At 39.6% G+C, this 23,313-nt stretch carries 25 protein-coding genes and 2 riboswitches; of the genes, 21 read left to right on the top strand and 4 right to left on the bottom strand.

Annotated features, from left to right (window positions below):
• Window positions 1–10 precede the first annotated feature (10 nt).
• A complete protein-coding gene (locus HMPREF1516_RS05065; protein WP_033605944.1) occupies window positions 11–910 on the top strand; it encodes a DUF6287 domain-containing protein in 900 nt (299 codons plus the stop codon).
• A gap of 226 nt (window positions 911–1,136) precedes the next feature.
• Window positions 1,137–1,454: a hypothetical protein gene (locus HMPREF1516_RS05060; RefSeq protein WP_033605943.1), complete on the top strand. Its 318-nt coding sequence runs from the start codon at window positions 1,137–1,139 to the stop codon at window positions 1,452–1,454.
• 28 nt (window positions 1,455–1,482) lie between these two features.
• Here HMPREF1516_RS05060 and HMPREF1516_RS05055 read toward each other — a convergent pair whose 3' ends face one another.
• Window positions 1,483–3,282: an N-acetylmuramoyl-L-alanine amidase gene (locus tag HMPREF1516_RS05055; RefSeq protein WP_033605942.1), complete on the bottom strand. Its 1,800-nt coding sequence runs from the start codon at window positions 3,280–3,282 to the stop codon at window positions 1,483–1,485.
• Between the two features lie 57 nt (window positions 3,283–3,339).
• Entirely contained in the window at window positions 3,340–4,248 is a 909-nt protein-coding gene (locus HMPREF1516_RS05050; protein WP_033605941.1) for a LysR family transcriptional regulator, read from the bottom strand.
• Between the two features lie 103 nt (window positions 4,249–4,351).
• Between HMPREF1516_RS05050 and HMPREF1516_RS05045 the strand changes: the two genes are divergently transcribed.
• The 3 genes from HMPREF1516_RS05045 (at window position 4,352) to HMPREF1516_RS05035 (ending at window position 5,282) form a co-directional block, all read left to right on the top strand.
• On the top strand, window positions 4,352–4,582 hold the full coding sequence (locus HMPREF1516_RS05045) for a YqgQ family protein (RefSeq protein ID WP_050540635.1): 231 nt from the start codon (window positions 4,352–4,354) through the stop codon (window positions 4,580–4,582).
• Complete coding sequence (locus HMPREF1516_RS05040) at window positions 4,582–4,962, top strand: rhodanese-like domain-containing protein (protein WP_007520409.1); 381 nt, start codon at window positions 4,582–4,584, stop codon at window positions 4,960–4,962. The genes HMPREF1516_RS05045 and HMPREF1516_RS05040 overlap by 1 nt, the downstream gene beginning before the upstream one ends.
• A gap of 86 nt (window positions 4,963–5,048) precedes the next feature.
• The gene (locus HMPREF1516_RS05035) at window positions 5,049–5,282 is read left to right on the top strand and encodes a hypothetical protein (RefSeq protein ID WP_007520408.1); all 234 of its coding nucleotides are present in this window, start codon (window positions 5,049–5,051) and stop codon (window positions 5,280–5,282) included.
• Between the two features lie 40 nt (window positions 5,283–5,322).
• On the opposite strand, the gene HMPREF1516_RS05030 is transcribed toward HMPREF1516_RS05035, so the two are convergent.
• Window positions 5,323–6,048, bottom strand: a complete 726-nt coding sequence (locus HMPREF1516_RS05030; protein ID WP_033605939.1) for a 16S rRNA pseudouridine(516) synthase — start codon at window positions 6,046–6,048, stop codon at window positions 5,323–5,325.
• A gap of 160 nt (window positions 6,049–6,208) precedes the next feature.
• Between HMPREF1516_RS05030 and typA the strand changes: the two genes are divergently transcribed.
• From typA to pyrE, 9 genes are all read left to right on the top strand, one after another.
• The gene (gene typA, locus HMPREF1516_RS05025; protein ID WP_000164116.1) at window positions 6,209–8,050 is read left to right on the top strand and encodes a translational GTPase TypA; all 1,842 of its coding nucleotides are present in this window, start codon (window positions 6,209–6,211) and stop codon (window positions 8,048–8,050) included.
• 19 nt (window positions 8,051–8,069) lie between these two features.
• Complete coding sequence (locus tag HMPREF1516_RS05020; protein ID WP_033605937.1) at window positions 8,070–8,324, top strand: DUF3165 family protein; 255 nt, start codon at window positions 8,070–8,072, stop codon at window positions 8,322–8,324.
• 432 nt (window positions 8,325–8,756) lie between these two features.
• Entirely contained in the window at window positions 8,757–10,778 is a 2,022-nt protein-coding gene (locus HMPREF1516_RS05015) for a bacteriocin-associated integral membrane family protein (RefSeq protein WP_033605936.1), read from the top strand.
• Window position 10,779: 1 nt separating this feature from the next.
• Window positions 10,780–11,421 (top strand): ABC transporter ATP-binding protein, encoded by a 642-nt coding sequence (locus HMPREF1516_RS05010; RefSeq protein ID WP_000571283.1) that lies wholly within the window; start codon window positions 10,780–10,782, stop codon window positions 11,419–11,421.
• A gap of 103 nt (window positions 11,422–11,524) precedes the next feature.
• The gene (gene murD / locus HMPREF1516_RS05005) at window positions 11,525–12,877 is read left to right on the top strand and encodes a UDP-N-acetylmuramoyl-L-alanine--D-glutamate ligase (RefSeq protein WP_033605935.1); all 1,353 of its coding nucleotides are present in this window, start codon (window positions 11,525–11,527) and stop codon (window positions 12,875–12,877) included.
• Between the two features lies 1 nt (window position 12,878).
• Window positions 12,879–13,937, top strand: a complete 1,059-nt coding sequence (locus HMPREF1516_RS05000; protein ID WP_033605934.1) for a UDP-N-acetylglucosamine--N-acetylmuramyl-(pentapeptide) pyrophosphoryl-undecaprenol N-acetylglucosamine transferase — start codon at window positions 12,879–12,881, stop codon at window positions 13,935–13,937.
• 9 nt (window positions 13,938–13,946) lie between these two features.
• Complete coding sequence (locus HMPREF1516_RS04995; RefSeq protein WP_033605933.1) at window positions 13,947–15,098, top strand: cell division protein FtsQ/DivIB; 1,152 nt, start codon at window positions 13,947–13,949, stop codon at window positions 15,096–15,098.
• Between the two features lie 245 nt (window positions 15,099–15,343).
• Entirely contained in the window at window positions 15,344–16,039 is a 696-nt protein-coding gene (gene pyrF / locus HMPREF1516_RS04990) for an orotidine-5'-phosphate decarboxylase (protein WP_001209639.1), read from the top strand.
• A gap of 38 nt (window positions 16,040–16,077) precedes the next feature.
• Window positions 16,078–16,710, top strand: a complete 633-nt coding sequence (gene pyrE, locus HMPREF1516_RS04985) for an orotate phosphoribosyltransferase (RefSeq protein WP_033605932.1) — start codon at window positions 16,078–16,080, stop codon at window positions 16,708–16,710.
• 50 nt (window positions 16,711–16,760) lie between these two features.
• Here the strand turns inward: pyrE and HMPREF1516_RS04980 are convergent, their stop codons facing one another.
• Window positions 16,761–17,384: a cysteine hydrolase gene (locus HMPREF1516_RS04980; RefSeq protein WP_033605931.1), complete on the bottom strand. Its 624-nt coding sequence runs from the start codon at window positions 17,382–17,384 to the stop codon at window positions 16,761–16,763.
• Window positions 17,385–17,636: 252 nt separating this feature from the next.
• On the opposite strand from HMPREF1516_RS04980, the gene HMPREF1516_RS04975 reads away from it, so the two are divergent.
• The 7 genes from HMPREF1516_RS04975 to thiE all read left to right on the top strand — a co-directional run bounded on the left by HMPREF1516_RS04975 (window position 17,637) and on the right by thiE (window position 22,970).
• On the top strand, window positions 17,637–18,197 hold the full coding sequence (locus HMPREF1516_RS04975; RefSeq protein WP_033605930.1) for a TetR/AcrR family transcriptional regulator: 561 nt from the start codon (window positions 17,637–17,639) through the stop codon (window positions 18,195–18,197).
• A 173-nt stretch (window positions 18,198–18,370) separates the two neighbouring features.
• Window positions 18,371–18,685 carry a hypothetical protein gene (locus HMPREF1516_RS10180; protein WP_002880183.1) on the top strand — a complete coding sequence of 105 codons (315 nt, stop codon included), beginning with the start codon at window positions 18,371–18,373 and terminating at the stop codon, window positions 18,683–18,685.
• Between the two features lie 20 nt (window positions 18,686–18,705).
• The gene (locus tag HMPREF1516_RS10175) at window positions 18,706–19,011 is read left to right on the top strand and encodes a hypothetical protein (RefSeq protein ID WP_162838149.1); all 306 of its coding nucleotides are present in this window, start codon (window positions 18,706–18,708) and stop codon (window positions 19,009–19,011) included.
• Between the two features lie 160 nt (window positions 19,012–19,171).
• Entirely contained in the window at window positions 19,172–20,308 is a 1,137-nt protein-coding gene (gene lctO, locus HMPREF1516_RS04960) for an L-lactate oxidase (RefSeq protein WP_033605929.1), read from the top strand.
• A 148-nt stretch (window positions 20,309–20,456) separates the two neighbouring features.
• Window positions 20,457–20,545, top strand: a riboswitch (TPP riboswitch).
• Between the two features lie 215 nt (window positions 20,546–20,760).
• Window positions 20,761–21,429: a TenA family protein gene (locus HMPREF1516_RS04955; protein ID WP_033605928.1), complete on the top strand. Its 669-nt coding sequence runs from the start codon at window positions 20,761–20,763 to the stop codon at window positions 21,427–21,429.
• Between the two features lie 127 nt (window positions 21,430–21,556).
• Window positions 21,557–22,339, top strand: coding sequence for a hydroxyethylthiazole kinase (gene thiM, locus HMPREF1516_RS04950; RefSeq protein WP_033605927.1), 783 nt, complete (start codon window positions 21,557–21,559; stop codon window positions 22,337–22,339).
• A gap of 1 nt (window position 22,340) precedes the next feature.
• Window positions 22,341–22,970, top strand: a complete 630-nt coding sequence (gene thiE, locus HMPREF1516_RS04945; RefSeq protein ID WP_033605926.1) for a thiamine phosphate synthase — start codon at window positions 22,341–22,343, stop codon at window positions 22,968–22,970.
• 213 nt (window positions 22,971–23,183) lie between these two features.
• Window positions 23,184–23,272: riboswitch (TPP riboswitch) on the top strand.
• Window positions 23,273–23,313: the final 41 nt, after the last annotated feature.

Here is a 23,313-nt window from a genome sequence, read left to right as displayed (position 1 = left end):
GGAGAAAATTATGAATAAGAAAGAATGGGTAAAACAATTTGAGGAGGCGAATGGTCGCAAGCCGACGGAATCAGAATTAGCAGAGGCGCAGTCAACTAAAAAGTTTGCGAGAGGAGCTAGAAATATCAAGATCTATATTGGGATAGTCCTCGCTGTTTTAGTTACTCTAATCCTAGTAAGTGTTTTCTCGCATTCTCTGATTGGAAAGAAAGAGTCAAATCAAGCATCGTCTGCCGTTTCAACTACAGAGTCAACAAGTCAATCGTCTACAAGCCAAGGGAAAACAGATGAGACTGATAAGGATAAACAAGAGGAAATCCAAAAACTCAAGGATCAACTGACTGCTTTAGATACCAAAATTACGGAAGCAGAAGCACTTGTTAGCAAGCTAAAGAATGAAGCTGCCGTTCCAAAACTAGATATTGAAGCAATCAAGAACAATGATTTGTCTAGTTTAGAAGGCACTTGGCGTAGTCAATCTGGTAATGAATACATTATTAATGATTCTGGAGAAGTAGATGCGACTTGGTTTACAAATGATCAAAAGTACGAATCTGTAGTTGGATTAAAGGTATCAAAAGGTCAAGATAGTCGTAATCCTGAGACAGCTTCTATCAGTGCGTGGGTAAAAGATTCTGTTGCTGGAGGATTTGTAGTAGTGGCTGTGCCAAGTGGAGTTGTTATGCAACCTGCTGATGATGGAAAGATTACGGATAAAAGCAATCATGCTGAAGAAAGACTACTTTCTGGGCAAGAGTATGGATCGATGTTAATGAAACCAGAAGATGTTTACTATCGTGTGAAACCAGATACCAGTAAACTTGAGGAAGCAGAAAAGAACTTAGCCCAACTACAAGCGGATCGAGAAGCAATCAAATCTTCTCTAGAGTCAAAGGAAAAGAAAAACTAGATGGTATTTGTTCAAAAATACTGTTACAATCGGCAGAATCAAGAAGCACATTAGGGCTTCTTTTTCTTTTATCACTACTATTCAACCACTTAGACAGAGATATTGACCAGATAGGCAAAAGGGCTTGTTCTTGAAAAAATCCTCTGCTATAATGATTCATGTAAGGGACGTAAGGGGTCAGTATCAGACAACTCAAGTCAATAAAAAAAGAAAATGGAGACAAAAAATGAAAAAATTATTGGGACTTGTATTTTTAGTAGCAGCAGCGCTAGTATTGTATTTTGGTTCTGTTGGTTGGCCAAGTTTGGATGTTAATCTCTGGTCACTCATTCCGGTAGGATTGTTCCTCTATTTCACGCTAGAAAACTTTTTGAAAAAAGACTACAAGTCTAGTCTGATGTGCTTGATTATTTCTTTTATCATTGCAAATGCTATTTTTGATCTCTTTCCAATTTCAAGTGGTTTGGTAATTGCTGCCGGTGTGCTAGCATGTGTAGGGCTTGGTTACCTCTTTCCTGATAAAGATAAAAAAGAAGGCAAATAAAAAGTCTCGAGATTTCTCGAGACTTTTTTTACTGACCAGCGTAATATTTTTGGATCCCTTTCACAATACCTGCGACCAGTTTATCTTGGTAGTGGCTATCTCTGATTTGTTGGTTTTCGGAGAAATTATCCATATAACCAAGCTCTAGGAGAACGGCTGGTTTGGCTGTTTCGCGTAGTACGGCAAAGCTACTTTCCAATAAACCAGCATCCTTAGCCCCTGTTTCGGCTAGGAGAGAGGAGTGGATAGCAGCAGCAAGGCGTTTGCTTTCACTCATACGATCAGGGTGATTGTGCCAGTATTGATTAATCTTACTTGGATAATCAGGTTCATCTCTATAGGAGTAGGTTTGAATACCGCTCGCTTTTGAGTATGTGCTACCAGTAGCGTTGAAGTGAATACTGATAAAAATGTCAGAGTTGGTCTTATTAACCATACGAGAACGTTCAGTAACAAAGTCAACGTCAATATCACTATCACGAGAGGTGAGGACCTTGTAGCCCAGTTCTTCTAACTTAGCGCGAAGTTTGCGGTAAATCTGCATGTTGAGATCTTTTTCAGCGACATTGTAGTAGAAGGCACCTGAATCCCGACCACCATGTCCAGGATCTAGGAAGATGGTATTGCTATACTGGCCTTTTGTAAATCCACCTTCAGTTGAAACTTCAGAAATCCATTGGCCGTATTTTTGGAACAAGTGTTCCTTGCCGTCTATCTTGTAAGTTCCTGATACATAATGTCCACTATCGTCCAGATAGTAACGAGCCTTGTAATAGTCGTCGTAAATCCACTCATTCTTGGCCATATAACCGCCAGACTTGAGGTAGTATGCCCCAATCCACTCTTGATTTGCATAACGGCCATCCGCTTTTAGATAGAACCAGCTATTGTAGGATTTATCAAAAATCCACTCTTTTTCCGCCATGGCCCCGCTGGCCTTGAGGTAGTAGCTTTCTTTCCATTTATTGGAAAGCATGACTCCATTTTGTTCAAAAGCATACCAAGAACCATTGATTTTCTCCCATTTGTCTTGGCTATATTTCCCATATTCATTAGCGTAATACCAATTTTCATTGATTTTCACCCAAGAGTTTTCTGCCATGGCCCCGCTACTGTCAAGCAGGTAGGCACCAATGGTTGTCTGGCTGAGCATCACGCCGTTTTTATCAAAGTAGTACCAAGAACCGTTGATTTTCTCCCACTTGTCTTGCGAGATTCTGCTAGATGGTGTGACATAGTACCAATTTTGGTCAACCTTCACCCAGCCATTGTTAGCCATAGCCCCACTTTTAGTAAGGAGATAACCATCAACGATTGTCTGACTGAGCATGACTCCATCTTTGTCGAAGTAGTACCAAACTCCTCCGATTTTTTCCCATTTTTGCTGGATGATTTTTCCAGACTCACTGGTGTAGTACCATTTCCCTTCAAGAACCACCCAACTATTTTCTACCATGACCCCGTCTTTATTGAGAACATAGCCGTCAAAGATAGTATCGCTGAGTCGATTTCCCTCTTGGTCAAAATAGAACCACTTATCTTGAATTTTTTTCCATCTTAGGACAGGCTGATTATTTTCATAGAAACGCCACTGCTTGTTTTCTTCCTGCCATCCTTCTTTTTTAGGGGCTTCTTCTTTTGTCTTGTCTTTTGGAAGTGATGCAACCTCCTCTTCAGTTTTAGTTGAAAGATCTTTCTTATCTTCCTTAGAGTTGCTTTGTTCGGTGGTAGCAGGAGGATTAGCGTTGCTTTCCTCTGCGTAGATAGGTGATTGGGTCAATCCTGCCATTGAAAGGACAACAGCACTTGCCAATATAAACTTTTTCAACGATATTCTCCAATCATTATTTTCTAAGAAATATTATAAAATATGTCTGATGGTTTATCAACTATCAAACTGAACTTCTTCTACTAAGTATTCGATAAAGCGTTCACCCATCTTAGACAGGCTGGTTTTTTCATGCTGGATATAGACTAGTTCAATCGGGTCGTCAATGTCCAGTGGAATGGAAACGATATTGTCTCCGTTGAGGTTGCTGTTCAAAATCCCTGTTGCAATGGTGTAACCATCCAAACCAATCAAAAGGTTAAAGAGGGTGGCACGGTCACTGACTACGATGGATTTCTTGTGGTGCTCTTGTGAAAGAATCTCCTCTGAAAAGTAGAAGGAGTTGTGCGTCCCCTGGTCATAACTCAGATAAGGGAAGTCTTCCAAATCAACCAGTTTGACCTTGTCTTTTTTAGCTAGAGGGTTGGTCTTGCTAAAAAAGATATGGGGTTGAGCGGTAAAGAGGTGGTGCGCTAGCAGGTGATTGTCATCTAGCATTTTCGTTAAAATATCACGGTTGTAGCTGTTTAAAAAGAGGACACCGACCTCACTACGGAAGTTCTTGACGTCGTCGATAATCTCCCAGGTCCGAGTTTCACGTAGGAAGAGCTCGTATTTTTCCATATCACTTTTCTTGAGCAGAGAGACAAAGGCATTAACTACAAAGGCATAGTGCTGAGAGGAAACGCTGAAAAGTTCGCGGTGGGCGACAGGATTTTTATAACGTTCCTCCAGAAGTTGGGTTTGTTCAACGACCTGACGAGCATAGGAGAGAAACTCCATCCCGTCACGGGTTAAGGTAATGCCCTTGGGATTGCGGATAAAGATTTCAATGCCCATTTCATTTTCCAAGTCTCGAACGGCATTTGAAAGACTGGGTTGGGTGATAAAGAGTTGCTTGGCTGCTTCATTCATAGAGCCAGTTTCGACAATTTTGATAATATAGTGTAGTTGTTGAATTCTCATGTTTTTATTGTACCACACTTGCGGAAGAATGGGCAATGAAGACGAAGAAAATAGGGGGGAAAGAGCCGGTCCAGTATTGAAAAAAAGTCTAGAATCTGCTAAAATGGAAGCTATGAAAACATTCTATGATGTGCAGCAATTTCTCAAACAGTTTGGCATTATTGTTTACATGGGGAAGCGCTTGTATGATATTGAACTGATGAAGCTCGAACTCTCTCGGATCTATGATGCAGGTCTCATGGACAAGCTAGATTACTTAGAAGCGGAAGCTGTTCTCCGCAGGGAGCACAAGATAGAATTAGACTATATTGAGAAAAATGGAGAAATGAACTAATGGTTACTTGGATTTTGTGGGCACTTATACTGGCAATGGTGGCATGGATGGGCTATAACTACCTTCGTATTCGTCGTGCGGCTAAGATTGTGGACAATGCAGAATTTGAAGCCTTGATTCGGAAAGGGCAATTGATTGATGTCCGTGAACCAGCAGAATTTCACAGAAAACATATCCTCGGAGCTCGCAATATTCCTTCAAATCAGTTGAAGTCAAGCCTTGCAGCCCTTCGCAAGGATAAACCTGTCCTTCTCTACGAAAACCAACGTGGACAACGAGTGACCAATGCAGCACTTTATCTGAAAAAACAAGGTTTTTCTGAGATTTATATCCTTTCTTATGGATTGGATTCTTGGAAAGGGAAAGTGAAGACGAGCTAACATTCTATTAAAAACTGTCGAATGATAGATAAAGCTAGCATTTTAAGGTATCATCATTTATATTAAATTTAAGGAGATTTTATAATATGAATTCACAACAAAAGAAAAAACCTTCACTTATTTTAGGTATCTTATCTATCGTCCTTGGCTTGCTATCTCCGATAGTGGGTCTGATTTTGGGGATCATAGGATTGGTCTTGGCTTTTTCATACCAAAAAGAATCTGGACTAGACTATAAAACAGAAAAGATTCTCAATATCGTAGGACTTGTAGTTTCTGTCCTTAACTGGATTGCAGCCATCGCATTAGTTTTTAGATAAGCAAAAACAAAAAAAGCTTTAAATTTAAAGCTTTTTTCTTTTATCCACTTTTCTCTAAGTAGTTTTTAATGATTTCCAATTCCTCTGGATTCAAGGGACGGAATTGCCCTTCTACTAGTTCTGGGTCTAATGTAAAATCACCGAATTGGACGCGTTTTAGGGCAGTCACCTTGACACCAACTGATAGAAACATCTTCTTGACTTGATGAAATTTGCCCTCAGAGATGGTGATGGAGGCACGGCTCTCTGTTGGGCTTGTGGACAGAATGTCTAGTTTTGCAGGTTTACAAGTGGTCCCATCTAAAAAGACGATTCCATCCTTGAATTTTTGGATATGATCTGACGTGAGCGGTCCGTTTACTACCACTTGATAGGATTTATCGACATGGTACTGGGGATGAAGGAGTTGAAAACCAAGAGGTCCATTGTCTGTCAAAAGCAGTAGTCCCGTCGTATCGCGGTCTAGTCTGCCGACAGTATAAAGTTGGTCAGACTGGATGTCCGGAGGAAGGAGGTCCATGATGGTTGGTAGGTCCTTATCCTTGCTAGCTGTAACGACTCCGTTTGGCTTATGAAGCATGAGGTAGGTGTGCTCGTATCCTTGAATCTGCCGTCCTTGAAAAACTAGTTTCTGCAATCCAGTGTCGACATTTTGAGCCAGGGAACTGGCTGGACAATCGTCCACTAGGATTTCTTTTTTCAAAAGTGCCTGTTTCATAGCCTTGCGGCTGACCTTTTCTTGGGCTAATAATCTATCTAAACGCATACCAGCTTATCTTATCATAAGTCTCTGACTTTGAAAAGAGTTGCCTTGACTAGAAAAGCGGAGTGAAAACATTTACACTTACTTGAATTATGTTATTTACTTGAAAATATGGTATAATTGCTCAGTTAGAAAATAAATTTTAAATATTATAGAGGAAATCATGACAAAATTAAGAGAAGATATCCGTAACATTGCGATTATCGCCCACGTTGACCACGGTAAAACAACCCTCGTTGACGAATTATTGAAACAATCTGAAACTCTTGATGCACGTACAGAGTTAGCAGAGCGCGCTATGGACTCAAACGATATCGAAAAAGAGCGTGGAATTACCATCCTTGCTAAAAATACAGCTGTTGCTTACAACGGAACTCGTATCAATATCATGGACACACCAGGACACGCGGACTTCGGTGGAGAAGTTGAGCGTATTATGAAAATGGTTGACGGTGTTGTCTTGGTCGTAGATGCCTACGAAGGAACCATGCCACAGACTCGTTTCGTATTGAAAAAAGCCTTGGAACAAGACCTTGTCCCAATCGTGGTTGTCAACAAAATCGACAAACCATCAGCTCGTCCAGCAGAAGTAGTGGATGAAGTCTTGGAACTCTTCATCGAGCTTGGTGCAGATGATGACCAGCTTGATTTCCCGGTTGTTTATGCTTCAGCGATTAACGGAACATCTTCCTTGTCAGATGATCCGGCTGACCAAGAAAAAACAATGGCGCCAATCTTTGACACCATCATCGACCATATCCCAGCTCCAGTAGACAACTCAGATGAGCCTTTGCAGTTCCAAGTATCACTTTTGGACTACAATGACTTCGTAGGTCGTATCGGTATCGGTCGTGTTTTCCGTGGTAGTGTGAAAGTTGGAGACCAAGTTACTCTTTCTAAACTAGATGGCACAACGAAGAACTTCCGTGTAACAAAACTCTTCGGTTTCTTTGGTTTGGAACGTCGTGAAATCCAAGAAGCCAAAGCAGGTGACTTGATTGCCGTATCCGGTATGGAAGATATCTTTGTTGGTGAAACTATTACTCCGACAGACGCCATTGAACCTCTTCCAATCCTACACATCGATGAGCCAACCCTTCAAATGACCTTCTTGGTCAACAACTCACCATTTGCAGGTCGTGAAGGAAAATGGGTGACTTCTCGTAAGGTGGAAGAACGCTTGCAGGCAGAATTGCAAACAGACGTTTCCCTTCGTGTTGACCCAACGGATTCACCAGATAAATGGACTGTTTCAGGTCGTGGAGAATTGCACTTGTCAATCCTAATCGAAACCATGCGTCGTGAGGGCTATGAACTTCAAGTATCTCGTCCAGAAGTTATCGTAAAAGAGATTGATGGTGTTAAATGTGAACCATTTGAACGTGTTCAAATCGATACTCCAGAAGAATACCAAGGATCTGTTATCCAAAGCCTTTCTGAACGTAAGGGTGAAATGTTGGATATGATCTCAACTGGTAATGGTCAAACTCGTTTGGTCTTCCTTGTTCCAGCGCGTGGTTTGATCGGATACTCAACTGAGTTCTTGTCAATGACTCGTGGTTACGGTATCATGAACCATACCTTTGACCAATACTTGCCATTGATTCCGGGTGAAATTGGTGGACGCCACCGTGGTGCCCTTGTTTCTATCGATGCTGGTAAGGCTACAACATACTCAATCATGTCTATCGAAGAACGTGGTACGATCTTTGTCAACCCAGGTACTGAGGTTTATGAAGGAATGATCATCGGTGAAAATTCTCGTGAAAATGACTTGACAGTTAATATCACTAAGGCCAAACAAATGACCAACGTTCGTTCTGCTACTAAGGACCAAACAGCGGTTATCAAGACACCTCGTATCTTGACCCTTGAAGAGTCTCTTGAGTTCTTGAATGACGATGAGTACATGGAAGTAACGCCTGAGTCTATCCGTTTGCGTAAGCAAATCCTCAATAAGGCAGAGCGCGAGAAAGCCAACAAAAAGAAAAAATCAGCTGAATAAGAGCTAGAAAGAGATAAAGATGGTCTATTTAATCATAGGGATACTCTTATTACTACTCTATGTATTTGCGACACCCCAAAGTATCAAAGGAACAGTCAACATCGTTATCTTGGTTTTTGTAGTTGTTGCACTCTTGATTTTGCTGATGTTGTCCATCTTGCAAATCTTCCAATTACCGACAGAATTCTTTGTCACAATCGCCATGCTGGTCCTAGCCTACTTTAGCTTGAGAGACATTACGCTCATGTCTGAAAAAAAGAGCAGAAGAAGATAAAGAGAAAGAGAGCTATGGCTCTCTTTTTCGATTTAAAATAAGATTTTTAAGACTTTCCTTAGGTGATTACGGACGGTAGCGACTTTCTTCGAAATTCCATACCTAAACTTTGAGCCTATAGTCTCAAAGTTTCCGAATGCCTGAAATCTATTGTTTTCAGGCATTTTTATCACAACGGAAAGTCTAAGATTCCGTTTCTTGCAAAAAGGAATAAACCTAAAAATATTTTGTTCAAGTGAGTTTTTTTCCACATTTTAAGAGCTCTATATTGTTATAGAAGTTTAAAAAGTTAGTCCAAAAAAATATAATTATATTTTGCTAAAATCTATTGACAATTTATCATAATGGTGATATATTTGCGATAAATAGAAACCGATTTCATACTCTGAAATCTTACCTCCTGAAATCAATTTTCACCACAAGGAGTCTACTATGAAGAAACTATTCATATTATTATCAACTTTTTTTCTCAGCTTCTTCCTTGCTTGGATTATTGTCTTACGTGCGCCACAATATTTATATGCAAGCTATGATTCCGTCTCCTTACTTCGTGTCAAAAAAGATACTCAAGAGCCGACGCGTGAGGTATTTGAACAGGAATTGGAGAATTTTGCAAACTCAGAACAGAGTTTAATAGCTAGAAGAATTGTAGAGCCGAGTAAGGATGGGACGACTCACTTTACTTATGCAACTTATGGTAAAGGAACTTTACCAAAAGAATTCCAAGAAGCTAGCCAAGAAAGTCGTGAACGTAGTGATCCGCTAAGTAGTTATCTCCTTTTGTCAGGCTCCTTGACGAAAGAAAAGCTAGCCGATAAATTAGGAGATTTGGGTTATAAAGCAATTCCTGACCGAAAGACACCGCCCTATTCTCTTGCTTTTAAAATGTTACTAATTCCCCTTATTTTAATTAGTTTAGCAATATTTGGCTTATCTTTCTTTGCTCTAGTGATTATCACTCGGATTAAGGAAATGAGAGCTGCAGGTATAAAACTCTTTTCTGGTCAGACTCTCTTATCCATCATGGGGCATTCTTTATCGACTGATATCAAGTGGCTCCTTCTATCAGCCCTCCTTTCCTTCCTAGGTGGGGGAGTCGTTCTTTTTAGTCAAGGTTTGTTTTATCCTATCTTGTTAGCCACCTATGGTTTTGGGATTAGTTTCTATCTGTTGTTTTTATTGGGTATTTCAATTTTTCTAATGCTCCTTTATTTAATGAGTTTGAGTTACAAAGCATTAGTTCCTGTTATTAAAGGGAGATTACCCCTTAAACGCTTGATGACTTTAACCCTATTGTGTCAGTTAGTAGCTGTTTTTACAGTAGGCTACGCTGTTAAGACAGGCTTAACGTCTTACCAACGATTGAAAGAACTTGAAATTTCAAAACAAGCATGGCAGGACAGAGCAGACTATTATCAAATTTCTTTTGGCTTAGGTGATAGAGTAAAAGATACAGAAAATCAGAATAAGTGGTATGCCTTTGCCAAGGAAGCAATCGAAGAAGAACAAGCCCTTTATGTAAAGGATAATCTGATCCATTTTGCCAATCCACAAGGAAAAAATGAAAAAGGGGAAACACTGGATACCTATAGTCCAGATGCTAATACGCTCTATGTTAGTCCCAGTTATTTGGACAAGGAAAATGTGACTGTAAATGATGAGACCAAACAGAAGTTAGCTCATCTTCAAAAAGGTGAATTTGGACTCTTATTACCAGAATCTCTTCGTTCACAGGAAGCAGAACTTAAGAAAGTTTTTGAAGAAAGATTGAGTTATTATGGAAAATCTGGTGAGGAGGCAAGTGCTCCTTTAGAGTATGAAATGAGAGCGATTGTTAGTTATCTTCCAACTGGAGAAAAGCGATTTGTTTATAATAACGGTGAGAATCCCGTATCCACTCAGTATTTGACTGATCCGATTTTAGTTGTATTTACTCCAACATCTATAGGTGATAGTATCATTTCTAAATCTATGTGGTCTATCAATGCTGGTAAGAATATCTTTGTCAAAGGATATGAAGATGGGATTAAACTCTTGAAGAAAGCTGGAATTTATGAGCAAATATCCTATCTTAAAGAAGGAAGAAGTGTTTATCTAACTCGTTATAATGAAGTTCAAACTGAAACAGCAACTTTAATCTTAGGAGCTATTGTTGGGATAGCTAGTTCCTTGTTACTCTTTTATTCTGTCAATCTTCTATATTTCGAGCAATTCCGTCGAGATATCTTGATTAAACGAATTTCAGGTTTACGATTTTTTGAAACGCACGCTCAGTATATGATTAGTCAATTTGCTAGTTTTGTATTCGGTGCGAGTCTCTTTATTTGGCTTAGTCGGGATGTGGTGATTGGATTGGTAACTTTATCGATCTTCCTCGTTAGTGCTATACTGACTCTCTACCGTCAAGCACAGAAAGAATCTCGTGTTTCTATGACCATTATGAAAGGAAAATAGGATGATTGAACTAAAGAATATATCTAAAAAATTTGGAAGCCGTCAGCTATTTTCAGATACTAATCTTCATTTTGAAGGTGGGAAAATTTATGCCTTAATCGGTACAAGTGGCTGTGGTAAGACAACACTCTTGAATATGATTGGACGATTAGAGCCATATGACAAAGGACAAATCATCTATGATGGTACTTCTCTTAAGGACATCAAGCCTTCTGTTTTCTTTAGAGATTACTTAGGATACTTATTTCAAGATTTTGGCTTAATTGAAAGTCAAACCGTCAAAGAGAATCTCAATCTGGGTTTAGTTGGTAAAAAGTTGAAAGAAAAAGAGAAAATCTCTTTGATGAAACAAGCTCTAAACCGTGTTAACCTCTCTTATTTGGATTTGAAGCAACCTATCTTTGAATTATCAGGAGGAGAAGCACAACGTGTTGCTCTAGCGAAAATAATTTTAAAAGATCCACCTTTGATCCTCGCAGATGAACCAACTGCTTCACTAGACCCCAAAAACTCTGAGGAATTACTTTCTATATTAGAATCTCTAAAAAATCCGAATCGGACCATTATTATTGCGACCCATAATCCTCTTATCTGGGAGCAAGTGGATCAAGTAATTCGAGTTACCGATTTATCTCATCGATGATAAGAGAACATTAAGTTAGAAGAAAGAGTCACAAATACACTTTGTGGCTTTTTTATTTCCATAAAAATGGTAAAATAGTAGGAGTAGAAATGGAGTTTGAGACATGAAAGTAATCGATCAATTTAAAAATAAGAAAGTCCTTGTTTTAGGTTTAGCTAAGTCTGGTGAGTCTGCAGCCCGTTTGCTAGACAAGCTGGGTGCTATTGTGACAGTAAATGACGGCAAGCCTTTTGAGGAAAATCCTGCTGCGCAAAGCTTGCTAGAAGAGGGAATCAAGGTTGTCACTGGTGGGCATCCTTTGGAGCTCTTGGATGAAGAATTTGCCCTAATGGTGAAAAATCCAGGTATCCCGTATAGCAATCCCATGATTGAAAAGGCATTGGCAAAGGGGATTCCAGTCTTGACTGAGGTGGAATTGGCTTATTTAATCTCAGAAGCGCCAATTATCGGTATCACGGGTTCAAATGGGAAAACAACCACAACGACGATGATTGGGGAAGTTTTAACTGCTGCTGGTCAACGCGGTCTTTTGTCAGGGAACATCGGCTATCCTGCTAGTCAAGTGGCTCAAACTGCGACAGCCAAGGACACGCTCGTCATGGAACTTTCTTCTTTCCAGCTGATGGGGGTTCAAGAATTCCATCCTGAGATTGCGGTTATTACCAACCTCATGCCCACTCATATCGACTATCATGGTTCTTTTGAGGAGTATGTGGCAGCTAAGTGGAATATCCAGAACAAGATGACAGCGGATGATTTCCTTGTATTGAACTTTAACCAAGATTTGGCAAAAGAATTGGCTACCAAAACACAAGCTACTGTTGTACCATTTTCAACACAGGAAAAGGTTGATGGAGCTTATCTTGAAGATAGTCAACTCTACTTCCGTGGGGAAGTGGTCATGGCAGCTGATGAAATCGGAGTTCCAGGTAGCCACAATGTGGAAAATGCCCTTGCGACCATTGCAGTAGCCAAGCTCCGTGGTGTAGACAACCAAACCATCAAGGAAACTCTTTCATCCTTTGGTGGTGTCAAACACCGTCTCCAATTTGTGGATGAAATCAAGGGGGTCAAATTCTATAATGATAGCAAGTCAACCAATATCTTAGCCACTCAAAAAGCCTTGTCAGGATTTGACAATAGTAAGGTCATTTTGATTGCAGGTGGTTTGGACCGTGGCAATGAGTTTGACGAATTGGTACCAGATATCACAGGGCTCAAGAAGATGGTCATCCTTGGTCAATCTGCTGAGCGTGTCAAACGGGCAGCGGATAAGGCTAGTGTGGCTTATGTGGATGCCACTGATATTGCAGATGCGACCCGCAAGGCCTATGAGCTTGCGACTCAAGGAGATGTAGTCCTTCTCAGTCCTGCAAATGCTAGCTGGGATATGTATGCTAACTTTGAAGTACGTGGCGACCTCTTTATCGACACAGTAGCGGAGTTAAAGGAATAATATGAAAAAAATTGTCTTTACAGGTGGGGGGACGGTTGGACATGTCACCCTCAATCTTTTGTTAATGCCTAAGTTCATCGAAGACGGCTGGGAAGTTCACTATATTGGTGATAAACACGGAATCGAACACCAAGAAATCCTCAAGTCAGGCTTGAATGTGACCTTCCACTCCATTGCGACTGGGAAGTTGCGTCGCTATTTTTCTTGGCAAAATATGCTGGATGTCTTCAAAGTTGGTTGGGGAATTGTCCAATCCCTCTTTATCATGTTACGACTGCGTCCACAGGCTCTTTTTTCTAAGGGAGGATTTGTGTCTGTACCACCGGTTATCGCAGCGCGTGTGTCAGGAGTACCTGTCTTTATTCACGAATCGGACCTGTCTATGGGCTTGGCCAATAAAATTGCCTATAAATTTGCGACCAAGATGTATTCAACATTTGAGCAACCTGCTAGTCTTGCAAAAGTCGAGCATGTGGGGGCAGTAACCAAGGTTTCAGACCAAAAAACTCCTGAAACAGATGAATTGGTGGATATCCAAACACACTTTGCTCCTAAATTGCCAACGGTATTGTTTGTCGGTGGTTCTGCAGGAGCTCGTGTCTTTAACCAATTGGTGACAGATCATAAGCAAGAACTGACCGAACGCTACAATATTATCAATCTCACTGGAGATTCAAGCCTCAATGAGTTGAGTCAAAATCTCTTTCGTGTTGATTATGTGATAGATCTCTATCAACCTTTAATGGAGATGGCAGATGTGGTGGTGACGCGTGGCGGTGCCAATACGATTTTTGAGCTCTTGGCCATGGCGAAACTCCATCTCATCGTACCATTGGGTCGTGAAGCAAGTCGAGGAGACCAGATTGAAAATGCAGCCTACTTTGTTAAGAAAGGCTATGCAGAAGAACTTCAAGAAAGCGACTTGACCTTGGAAAGCTTGGAGGCGAAACTCAGTCACTTGCTTAGTCACAAGGACCAATACCAAGCTAGCATGAAAGCTTCGACTGAATTGAAATCTCTTGCGGATTTTTACGATCTACTAAGAAAAGACCTATCATAAGGAATATCAATGTCAAAGGATAAGAAAAAAGAATCAAACCAGAAGCAAGAATTGTCTGAATGGCAGAAACGAAACCAGGAATACCTAAAGAAGAAGGCTGAGGAAGAAGCTGCCCTAGCTGAGGAGAAGGAAAAGGAAAAACAGGCTCGAATGGGGAAAAACTCTAAGTCGTTAGAGGAAAGTAAGAAGTCATCAAGTGATTCCGACCAGAACGAAACTGTTCCAGACGAAGAATCATCCGAAAAAGAAGAAAAATCTCAAAAGGATGATTCTAAAGTCAAAGAAGAAAAAGAGAAGAAAAAAGAAAAAACAGAGAAACCAGCCAAACCTAAAATTGCGCCTGTTCATATTTGGCGAGCTGTGAGTATCTTGGTACCGAGTGTCCTAGTCCTCCTTTTTTCAGTCTATCTGTTGACTCCACTTTCGACCATCAAAAATATCGAGGTTAAGGGAAATAGTAACACGCAGGCGGATGACATCAAACAGGCTTCTGGAATTCAAGATAGTGACTATACTTTAGCTCTATTGTTGGATAAAGAAACATACGCTGAGCGAATCAAGTCTAACCATTGGATAGAATCAGCGAAGATTGACTATCAATTTCCGACTAACTTTACGATTGAGGTTAAGGAGTTTGATATTGTCGGTTATTATGTGTCTGGTGAAGAGTATTATCCAATTCTTTCTAGTGGTGCGGTTGAGTCAACTCCTGTAAATCGCTTAAACTTGCCTGAGACTTATCTGACAGTTACCTTTAATGACGAGCAGCAGGTGAAGGATCTGATTTCAGGTCTTTCTAGCATCAGTGAGGATATCAAGAGTAAAATCCAGAAGATCGAACTAGCTCCAAGTAAGGCAACTGCCGATCTTCTAAAAATCACCATGCTGGATACAGATGAAATATTGGTTCCCTTGTCAGAGTTGAGTAAAAAATTGCCTTATTACAGCAAAATCAAGCCCCAATTGTCAGAACCGAGTGTAGTCGATATGGAAGCTGGAGTATACAGCTATACGATAGCGGATAAACTGATAGAAGAGGCTGAGGAAAAAGCCAAACAAGAGGCACAGGAAGCTGAGAAGAAAAAACAGGAAGAAGAAAAGAAAAAACAAGAAGAACAGAGAAATCAAAGCCAAACGAGCCAGCAATCACAGAGTCGTTAGACTAACTTTTCCTCTTGATTTTGAATGGTATAGAAGTCCAGTTTCGAGTTTTTGCTTGACAAGTCCTACTATAAATAATAGAATAGAAAAAAACCTTTAAAGCAGTCCAGAGAGGCAGCTAAGGTTAGACGGTGAAAGGGTGAACTCTACCCATTTTTCGTGGAACCTTGCTGTTGGCAGGTTCCTTTTTTCGTGGTTTATTTTTGACCATACTCTCTTGCTCTTAAAGGTAAAAGGAGAAAGGTATGCGTGAATATCGTCCAGTTATTGCTCTTGATTTTCCTAGTTTTGAGGCAGTCAAGGAATTTTTATCTCTTTTCCCAGTAGAAGAAAGTCTTTATCTAAAAGTAGGGATGGAGCTTTATTATGCGGAAGGTCCAGAAGTTGTCCGTTATTTGAAGTCACTGGGGCATAGTGTCTTTTTGGACCTTAAGCTACATGACATTCCAAATACAGTCAAATCTGCTATGAAGGTCTTATCTCAGCTTGGTGTAGACATGACCAATGTTCATGCTGCTGGGGGTGTAGAGATGATGAAGGCTGCGCGTGAAGGTCTTGGAAAAGAAGCAAAATTGATTGCTGTCACTCAATTGACTTCAACTTCTGAAGAACAAATGAGAGACTTTCAAAATATCCAAACCAGTCTTCAAGAATCGGTCATTCACTATGCCAAGAAGACAGCTGAAGCGGGCTTGGACGGTGTCGTTTGCTCAGCTCAGGAAGTCAAGCTTATCAAAGAAGCAACAAGCAAAGATTTTATCTGTTTGACACCGGGAATTCGTCCAGCGGGAGCTGCGGTAGGAGACCAAAAACGTGTCATGACGCCAGCGGACGCCTATCAAATCGGTAGTGACTATATCGTAGTGGGACGTCCTATTACCCAAGCTGAGGATCCTGTTGTAGCTTATCATGCTATCAAGAATGAATGGAACCAAGACTGAAATTAAAGAAATAGATTATAAAAACAAAGGAGAATACTATGACACTTGCTAAAGATATCGCTAGCCACCTCTTGAAAATCCAAGCCGTTTACCTTAAACCAGAGGAGCCTTTCACTTGGGCATCTGGTATCAAATCGCCGATTTATACTGACAACCGTGTGACACTAGCCTATCCAGAAACTCGTACTCTAATTGAAAATGGTTTTGTAGATGCTATCAAAGAAGCCTTTCCAGAGGTGGAAGTGATTGCAGGAACTGCGACAGCAGGGATTCCACACGGAGCTATCATCGCTGACAAGATGAACTTGCCTTTTGCCTACATCCGCAGCAAACCAAAAGACCACGGAGCTGGTAACCAAATCGAAGGCCGTGTAGCTCAAGGTCAAAAAATGGTAGTGGTTGAAGACCTGATTTCAACAGGTGGTTCTGTTCTTGAGGCCGTAGCAGCAGCTAAACGCGAAGGTGCAGATGTACTTGGTGTTGTAGCGATTTTCAGTTACCAATTGCCAAAAGCAGATAAGAACTTCTCAGATGCAGGTGTCAAACTTGTGACGCTTTCTAACTACAGTGAACTCATTCACCTAGCCCAAGAAGAAGGCTATATCACACCAGAAGGACTCGACCTTCTAAAACGCTTTAAAGAAGACCAAGAAAATTGGCAAAATTCTTAAAACATAGAAAATCAGGTAGTCGCTAGGATTACCTGATTTTGTTTTTAATACTAAAGTTGAGCGATAACTTCCTCAGTTGTCAAAACTTGGTTGGCAATGTAGCCGTAGTTTGTTAGTGCAGCTTGGTAGGCTTCTTCACCTGGAGCACCGACAGCATCGTTAACAACAATGACATTGTAGCCTAATTCTATGAGTTCACGCATGTGTGAATCCACGCAGAGATTAGCATTCATACCAGCCAAGATGACGGTGTCGATACCATTTTTGCGGAGTTGAAGGTTAAGGTCGTTGCTTTCTGGGCCAAAGATTTTATGTCCGTTGACAACAATAGTATCTTCATCCAAAAATGGTTTAATCTCTTCAATCATATCTGCTCCAGAGCCTTCTGGAATTGCTGAATACTGGCTATCACGCCAAAACATTTCGTTTTCAATCATCATCGTTTCACCAGCAGCTTTAAATTGCCACTTGTGATCGTGTGGATAGAAGTAGTGCGGTGAGATAAAACGCTTGTAGCCACGCTCTTGAGCAAGAGCGAAAAGCTTTGTCAGATTTTCAATAGTATTAACTTTTTCAAGAACGTCTTTAGTTGCTCCGAATCCTTTACCAGTATGTTTTAGGAATTCAACTTGTGGGTCTGTGATAACAAATGCGACATTTTTCTGATTGAACATGAGGTTCCTCCTAATATGATTTGATTAACAGCCAATAGGAATTTAGACTGTTAGTTTGATGATTTTCCAAATGGTAGTTTTAGTTATATACTGACCATTCGGTACAATTATAATAACATCTAAAATTGAATTTGTAAATTAATTTGCTCAGAACAAAAATTTTAATGATAAAACAGTGGCAAAAGGAGGTGGTTTCAATTGTTTGGTTTCAGGCTCTGAATCTGCTATAATAGGAAAAAGAGAGGTGAGCAGATGAGTGTTAAAGAGCGTATTTTACAAAGTGCTGAGAAATTGATTTATCAGAAGGGTTATGTGGCCACCTCCATCAGTGACATCATGGAGGCAGCTGATGTTGGCAAGGGGCAGCTTTATTATTATTTCAAATCTAAGAAGGAAATTGGTTTGACGGTCATTCAAGATATTTTAGCAAATTGGCGAAAAGAGCTTTTTGAAGATATTTTTGAAGCAGACAAGTCTGACAGTGACAAGTTTTCGGATATGATTGACTGGGTTTGTCAATTTCATGAAAGTCAGACGGTCTTTTATGGTTGCCCAATTGGTAATCTGATTGTGGAATTGTCCACAGAAGATGAGAACTTCCGCTTTCCTCTCAATGATTTTATGACCCAGTGGACAGAGAAGTTAGCCAGCCTCTTGCAAGACCTGCATGCTGACTGGTCAGAAGAGCGGGCGCAGTTGCAGGCCCGTCAAGTCATCTCCAGTATTCAAGGAAGCATTGTCATTCTCAAAGTCAGCCAAGACATCCAAGTTTTGGAAAATAATATGACGGATTTGAAAAAGAATTATTGTTAATTTTTAGCCGAAGAATTAAAAGTATGTTAATTTATGGATTGTGGTTAAGAGGTAAGAATGACAACAGATATTAAAACTGAAATTGGTCATAGAGTAAGACAGGAACATGAACGTCACAAATTGACGAGAGAAGAGGTCTGTGGACAGAAGCTGACTTAATAATCAAACAGCTGATGCGTACTGAGCTTGGGCAATCCTTGCCAACAATTACTAAGTTACAATATTTATCTAAGCGATTAGAAGTTCCGATAGATACTTTTCTTGAAAATAAAGAACTAGCTCTTCCTGAGGAAGAGTTGCTGAGTCTAGACTTGATTGAAAGAATATTAGACTTGATAAGGACAGGGACAGGTAGTTTCGCTGAAGATATTTTTGATGATTATTTTAAGCAAGTAACACTAAAGCAAGTTTACACATTCAATGATTTACTATTAATTGATTATTTTGCTATGCAATGTCAAGACTTGATTTATAGAAGAGAGCATTAGATGATTTTCGGATTAAGTTGTTGAAACAGCAATTAGTTAGTGATGAAATGTATAATGTAGAGCTACTATCAGTTCTTTGTGCCATAGCGGGTGTTTATGTTGTTCATAGTGACTATAAGCATATGATATCTCTAGTAAAAAAGATGAATGAAATTTTATCAGTAACAATGTTGCAAGTCTATAAATCTGGAATTTCAGTATTTGAAGCTAAGTGCTATCTTTATTTTGAAAATGATAAAAATAAAGCAAAGGAACTTTATCACTCAGCAACTATACTAGCTGAACAATTTGATGATAAAGTATTAGAAAATGAAAAGATTATTTGAATTTCCATAACTTAAGAAAGTTCATCATTTTTAATTATCTCTGTAAAATGATTGAAAGCATGAAATTTCCAAACAAAATATTTGAAAAATTTTGAAAAAAGAGTTAGAATATTTTTTGTAATATACAAAGTAAACGCTTACTTATCAAGGAGGACATTTTATGTCATACAAAACAAGCAATGCAGAAGGTCATGTAGATTTCATCAATACCTATGATTTGGAGCCAATGGCGCAACAAGTTATTCCTAAAGCAGCATTTGGCTATATCGCTAGTGGGGCGGAGGATACTTTCACTTTGCGTGAGAATATTCGTGCCTTTAACCACAAACTCATCGTTCCTCATACACTTTGCAATGTAGAAAATCCAAGTACAGAGATTGAATTTGCAGGCGAAAAATTGTCTTCACCAATCATTATGGCGCCTGTTGCGGCTCATAAATTGGCAAATGAACAGGGTGAAGTGGCGACTGCGCGTGGTGTGCATGAGTTTGGTTCTCTCTATACAACCAGCTCTTACTCTACTGTCGACCTTCCAGAAATTACGGAAGCCCTTCAAGGGACACCTCATTGGTTCCAGTTTTACTTTAGTAAAGATGATGGTATCAATCGCCACATCATGGACCGTGTGAAGGCTGAAGGTTATAAAGCGATTGTCTTGACGGCTGATGCTACGGTAGGGGGCAATCGTGAGGTCGATAAGCGTAATGGTTTTGTCTTCCCAGTTGGCATGCCGATTGTTGAAGAATACCTGCCAGAAGGTGCTGGTAAATCAATGGACTTTGTTTACAAATCAGCTAAACAGCGCCTATCTCCACGCGATGTCGAATTTATCGCTACATACTCAGGACTTCCTGTTTATGTCAAGGGGCCACAATGCCGTGAGGACGTTGAACGTTCGCTTGCTGCTGGAGCTTCTGGTATCTGGGTAACCAACCATGGTGGCCGTCAAATCGACGGTGGGCCAGCTGCCTTTGACTCACTTCAAGAAGTAGCAGAAGCAGTTGACAAACGCGTACCAATTGTCTTTGACTCTGGTATTCGTCGTGGCCAACACGTCTTTAAAGCCTTGGCTTCAGGAGCAGACTTGGTAGCTATTGGCCGCCCGGTTATCTATGGCTTGGCTCTCGGCGGTAGTGTTGGTGTGCGTCAAGTCTTTGAACACTTGAATGCAGAATTGAAGACAGTTATGCAGTTATCTGGAACTCAGACTATTGAAGATGTCAAACACTTCAAACTCCGTCACAACCCATACAATCCAACCTTCCCAGTTGACCCTCGTGACTTAAAATTGTATTGATAAAATAGCTTGCCTCCACTTGATGTGGAGGTTTTTCTTCGTCTATAGGAAGAATAAATCACCATTGAAATCTATATAAATATATTTTTCAGTCAAATATCTTGCTAGGGCTTTCATTTTTTGCTATACTGGTGCAGTAATTAAATAATAAAGACATTTGGGGTGCTTTAGGCTGAGATGATACCCATTGAACCTGATACAGTTAAGACTGGCGAAGGGAAATGTGAAACGTTTTTTCGTATGGCGAAATGAACGATCTAATCTTGTAAGCTAAACTCTAATTCTTGATTGTAATTGGAGTTTTTTTGTTTATATAAACTGGATGAAGGTGATACAAAGCATTTAGGTAGCTTTTCTTGAACGCCCTTGATTTTCTTTAAAAAGGTCAAGTAAAACTAGGATTTTCTTGATGTTTTGTTGATTACGAACGAGTAAAGAGAGGAAAAGTAAATATGGAAAGACAAGACTATGCATTTCAGCCAGGTTTGACTGTTGGAGAATTATTAAAAAGCAGTCAGAAGGATTGGCAGGCTGCAATCAATCATCGTTTTGTTAAGGAACTTTTTGCGGGGACAATTGAGAATAAGGTCTTAAAAGACTACCTAATTCAAGATTATCACTTCTTTGATGCCTTCTTATCCATGCTGGGTGCTTGCGTAGCCCACGCAGACCAGCTTGAATCCAAGCTTCGTTTTGCCAAGCAACTAGGCTTTCTTGAAGCAGATGAAGACGGTTATTTCCAAAAAGCTTTCAAAGATTTAAAAGTATCTGAGAATGACTATCTGGAAGTGACCTTGCATCCTGTAACAAAAGCCTTTCAGGAGCTTATGTATTCTGCTGTATCATCATCAGACTATGCCCATCTTTTAGTCATGCTGGTCATTGCAGAAGGTCTCTATTTAGACTGGGGTTCTAAAGATTTGGCTCTACCTGAAGCCTATATTCATTCGGAATGGATTAATCTCCACAGAGGTCCTTTCTTTGCAGAGTGGGTTCAATTTCTGGTTGACGAACTCAATCGTGTCGGAAAAGGTCGAGAAGATTTGACAGAACTTAAGCAACGCTGGAACCAAGCAGTCGCTTTAGAATTAGCCTTTTTTGATATTGGTTATGATGCTTAGGGAAAGTTCAGGATACTGACAAATTTGATGAGGTAAATCATTCAATGTAACTGAAAAATTTCTTAACGAAAGATAGAGATAAATCGAAATCAGTAGATCGTATAAAGTGAAAAGGAAGGATTTCAATATGACAAGTTTAAAATTATTAAAAGAAAAAGCACCATTAGTAATCTGTATCACCAATGATGTTGTAAAAAACTTTACAGCAAATGGATTAGTAGCACTGGGTGCCTCACCAGCTATGAGCGAGTACCCAGCAGACTTAGAAGATCTATTAAAATATGCTGGAGGATTATTGATTAACATTGGGACTTTAACGGATAATAATTGGAAGCTGTACCAAGAGGCACTAAAAATTGCTGAAAAATATAATGTTCCTGCAGTTTTAGATCCTGTAGCCTGTGGAGCAGGAGAATATAGAAAAAAAGTAGCAGATGATCTAATCAATAATTACAAACTGGCAGCGATTAGGGGAAATGCTGGCGAGATTGCCTCTTTAGTAGGAATAAATGTGGCATCTAAAGGAGTAGATAGTGCAGGCGTAGATAATATTGATGAAATTGCTCTAGCAGCAAATAAAAAGTTCAATATTCCAATAGTAGTAACAGGTGAAGTGGATGCCATTGCGGTTAATGGAGAAGTTGTAACGATTCATAATGGTAGTGCCATGATGCCAAAAGTTATTGGGACAGGATGCTTATTAGGTGCTGTAGTAGCAAGCTTTATCGGACTTGAAAAAGGTCAAGAATTGAAATCATTAGAAACAGCAATGTTGGTTTACAATATCGCTGGAGAAATGGCAGAAAAACGTCCAAATGGGCATCTTCCTGGAACATTTAAAGTTGAATTTATAAATGCCTTATACGAGATTACAGACGAAGATGTAAAGGAATTCAAAAGAGTGAAGTAAGATGTTTCATAAAGAATTACTAAAACTATATTTTATTTGTGGAACGACTACTTGCCAAGGAAAAGATATATATAGAGTCGTTGAGGAAGCCTTAAAAGGTGGTATAACCTTATTTCAATTCCGTGAAAAAGGTGAGGGAGCCTTAGAAGGTAAAGAAAAAGTCGAATTAGCAATTAAACTACAGGATCTTTGTAAAAAATACAATGTTCCGTTTATTGTTAATGATGATATTGATTTGGCAATGGAAATTGATGCTGATGGTGTACATGTAGGACAGGATGATCTTGGTGTTGATGAAATTAGAAAATTGATGCCAGATAAAATAATTGGTCTTTCTATAAAAAACGAGGAAGAATTTCAACAATCAAAAGTTGAATATGTAGATTATGTTGGTGTTGGTCCTGTATTTGATACCCAGTCAAAAGATGATGCTGGTGGTGCTATAGGTTATGAAGGTCTTAAATTGATGAGAAAACTATTGCCACAAATTCCCTTAGTTGCAATTGGTGGGATACAGACGCAACATATTAAAGATATTATGAAGACCAATGTTGACGGCGTTTCAATCATTTCAGCAATATCGTATGCAAAAAATATAGAAAAAACTGTTCGGGAAATGAGTGAACAATAGGCATCAATTTTTCCTTGGATTCTGAGGGAGTAGGATTTTCTTTTTTCTAAAAAGATATGTCCAGATTCAGTTCAAATAGCTAATCCATCAAATAAGTCATTTATTTTTTGCAAAAGAAAGATCTGCTGTCTTTTTGAGTACAAGGCTGTATTTCCAGTTCAATTCCTTGAACTAGAATAAATCGTCTGTTAAAATAATTATATAATTAAATAATAAAGACATTTGGGGTGCTTTAGGCTGAGATGATACCCATTGAACCTGATACAGTTAGTACTGTCGAAGGGAAATGTGAAAAGGTTTTTTTCGTATGTCGAAAAGAACTGTCTAATCTTGTAAGGTAAAC

The sequence above is a fragment of the Streptococcus sp. CM6 genome, assembly GCF_000526095.1.
Lineage (GTDB): Bacteria > Bacillota > Bacilli > Lactobacillales > Streptococcaceae > Streptococcus > Streptococcus oralis_BW.
Note: the sequence above shows the minus strand (reverse complement) of the source record. Positions and strands in the feature narration are given on the sequence as shown.

Coding starts and splice junctions, on each gene's coding strand:
- HMPREF1516_RS05065 (WP_033605944.1), top strand. CDS start 11: ATGAATAAGAAAGAATGGGTAAAACAATTTGAGGAGGCGAATGGTCGC.
- typA (WP_000164116.1), top strand. CDS start 6,209: ATGACAAAATTAAGAGAAGATATCCGTAACATTGCGATTATCGCCCAC.
- thiM (WP_033605927.1), top strand. CDS start 21,557: ATGACAAGTTTAAAATTATTAAAAGAAAAAGCACCATTAGTAATCTGT.
- HMPREF1516_RS04995 (WP_033605933.1), top strand. CDS start 13,947: ATGTCAAAGGATAAGAAAAAAGAATCAAACCAGAAGCAAGAATTGTCT.
- murD (WP_033605935.1), top strand. CDS start 11,525: ATGAAAGTAATCGATCAATTTAAAAATAAGAAAGTCCTTGTTTTAGGT.
- lctO (WP_033605929.1), top strand. CDS start 19,172: ATGTCATACAAAACAAGCAATGCAGAAGGTCATGTAGATTTCATCAAT.
- HMPREF1516_RS10180 (WP_002880183.1), top strand. CDS start 18,371: ATGCGTACTGAGCTTGGGCAATCCTTGCCAACAATTACTAAGTTACAA.
- HMPREF1516_RS05030 (WP_033605939.1), bottom strand. CDS start 6,048: ATGCGTTTAGATAGATTATTAGCCCAAGAAAAGGTCAGCCGCAAGGCT.
- pyrE (WP_033605932.1), top strand. CDS start 16,078: ATGACACTTGCTAAAGATATCGCTAGCCACCTCTTGAAAATCCAAGCC.
- HMPREF1516_RS04980 (WP_033605931.1), bottom strand. CDS start 17,384: ATGTTCAATCAGAAAAATGTCGCATTTGTTATCACAGACCCACAAGTT.
- HMPREF1516_RS05040 (WP_007520409.1), top strand. CDS start 4,582: ATGGTTACTTGGATTTTGTGGGCACTTATACTGGCAATGGTGGCATGG.
- HMPREF1516_RS05000 (WP_033605934.1), top strand. CDS start 12,879: ATGAAAAAAATTGTCTTTACAGGTGGGGGGACGGTTGGACATGTCACC.
- HMPREF1516_RS05035 (WP_007520408.1), top strand. CDS start 5,049: ATGAATTCACAACAAAAGAAAAAACCTTCACTTATTTTAGGTATCTTA.
- HMPREF1516_RS05060 (WP_033605943.1), top strand. CDS start 1,137: ATGAAAAAATTATTGGGACTTGTATTTTTAGTAGCAGCAGCGCTAGTA.
- HMPREF1516_RS05050 (WP_033605941.1), bottom strand. CDS start 4,248: ATGAGAATTCAACAACTACACTATATTATCAAAATTGTCGAAACTGGC.
- HMPREF1516_RS04955 (WP_033605928.1), top strand. CDS start 20,761: ATGGAAAGACAAGACTATGCATTTCAGCCAGGTTTGACTGTTGGAGAA.
- HMPREF1516_RS04975 (WP_033605930.1), top strand. CDS start 17,637: ATGAGTGTTAAAGAGCGTATTTTACAAAGTGCTGAGAAATTGATTTAT.
- HMPREF1516_RS05020 (WP_033605937.1), top strand. CDS start 8,070: ATGGTCTATTTAATCATAGGGATACTCTTATTACTACTCTATGTATTT.
- pyrF (WP_001209639.1), top strand. CDS start 15,344: ATGCGTGAATATCGTCCAGTTATTGCTCTTGATTTTCCTAGTTTTGAG.
- HMPREF1516_RS05010 (WP_000571283.1), top strand. CDS start 10,780: ATGATTGAACTAAAGAATATATCTAAAAAATTTGGAAGCCGTCAGCTA.
- thiE (WP_033605926.1), top strand. CDS start 22,341: ATGTTTCATAAAGAATTACTAAAACTATATTTTATTTGTGGAACGACT.
- HMPREF1516_RS05015 (WP_033605936.1), top strand. CDS start 8,757: ATGAAGAAACTATTCATATTATTATCAACTTTTTTTCTCAGCTTCTTC.
- HMPREF1516_RS05045 (WP_050540635.1), top strand. CDS start 4,352: ATGGAAGCTATGAAAACATTCTATGATGTGCAGCAATTTCTCAAACAG.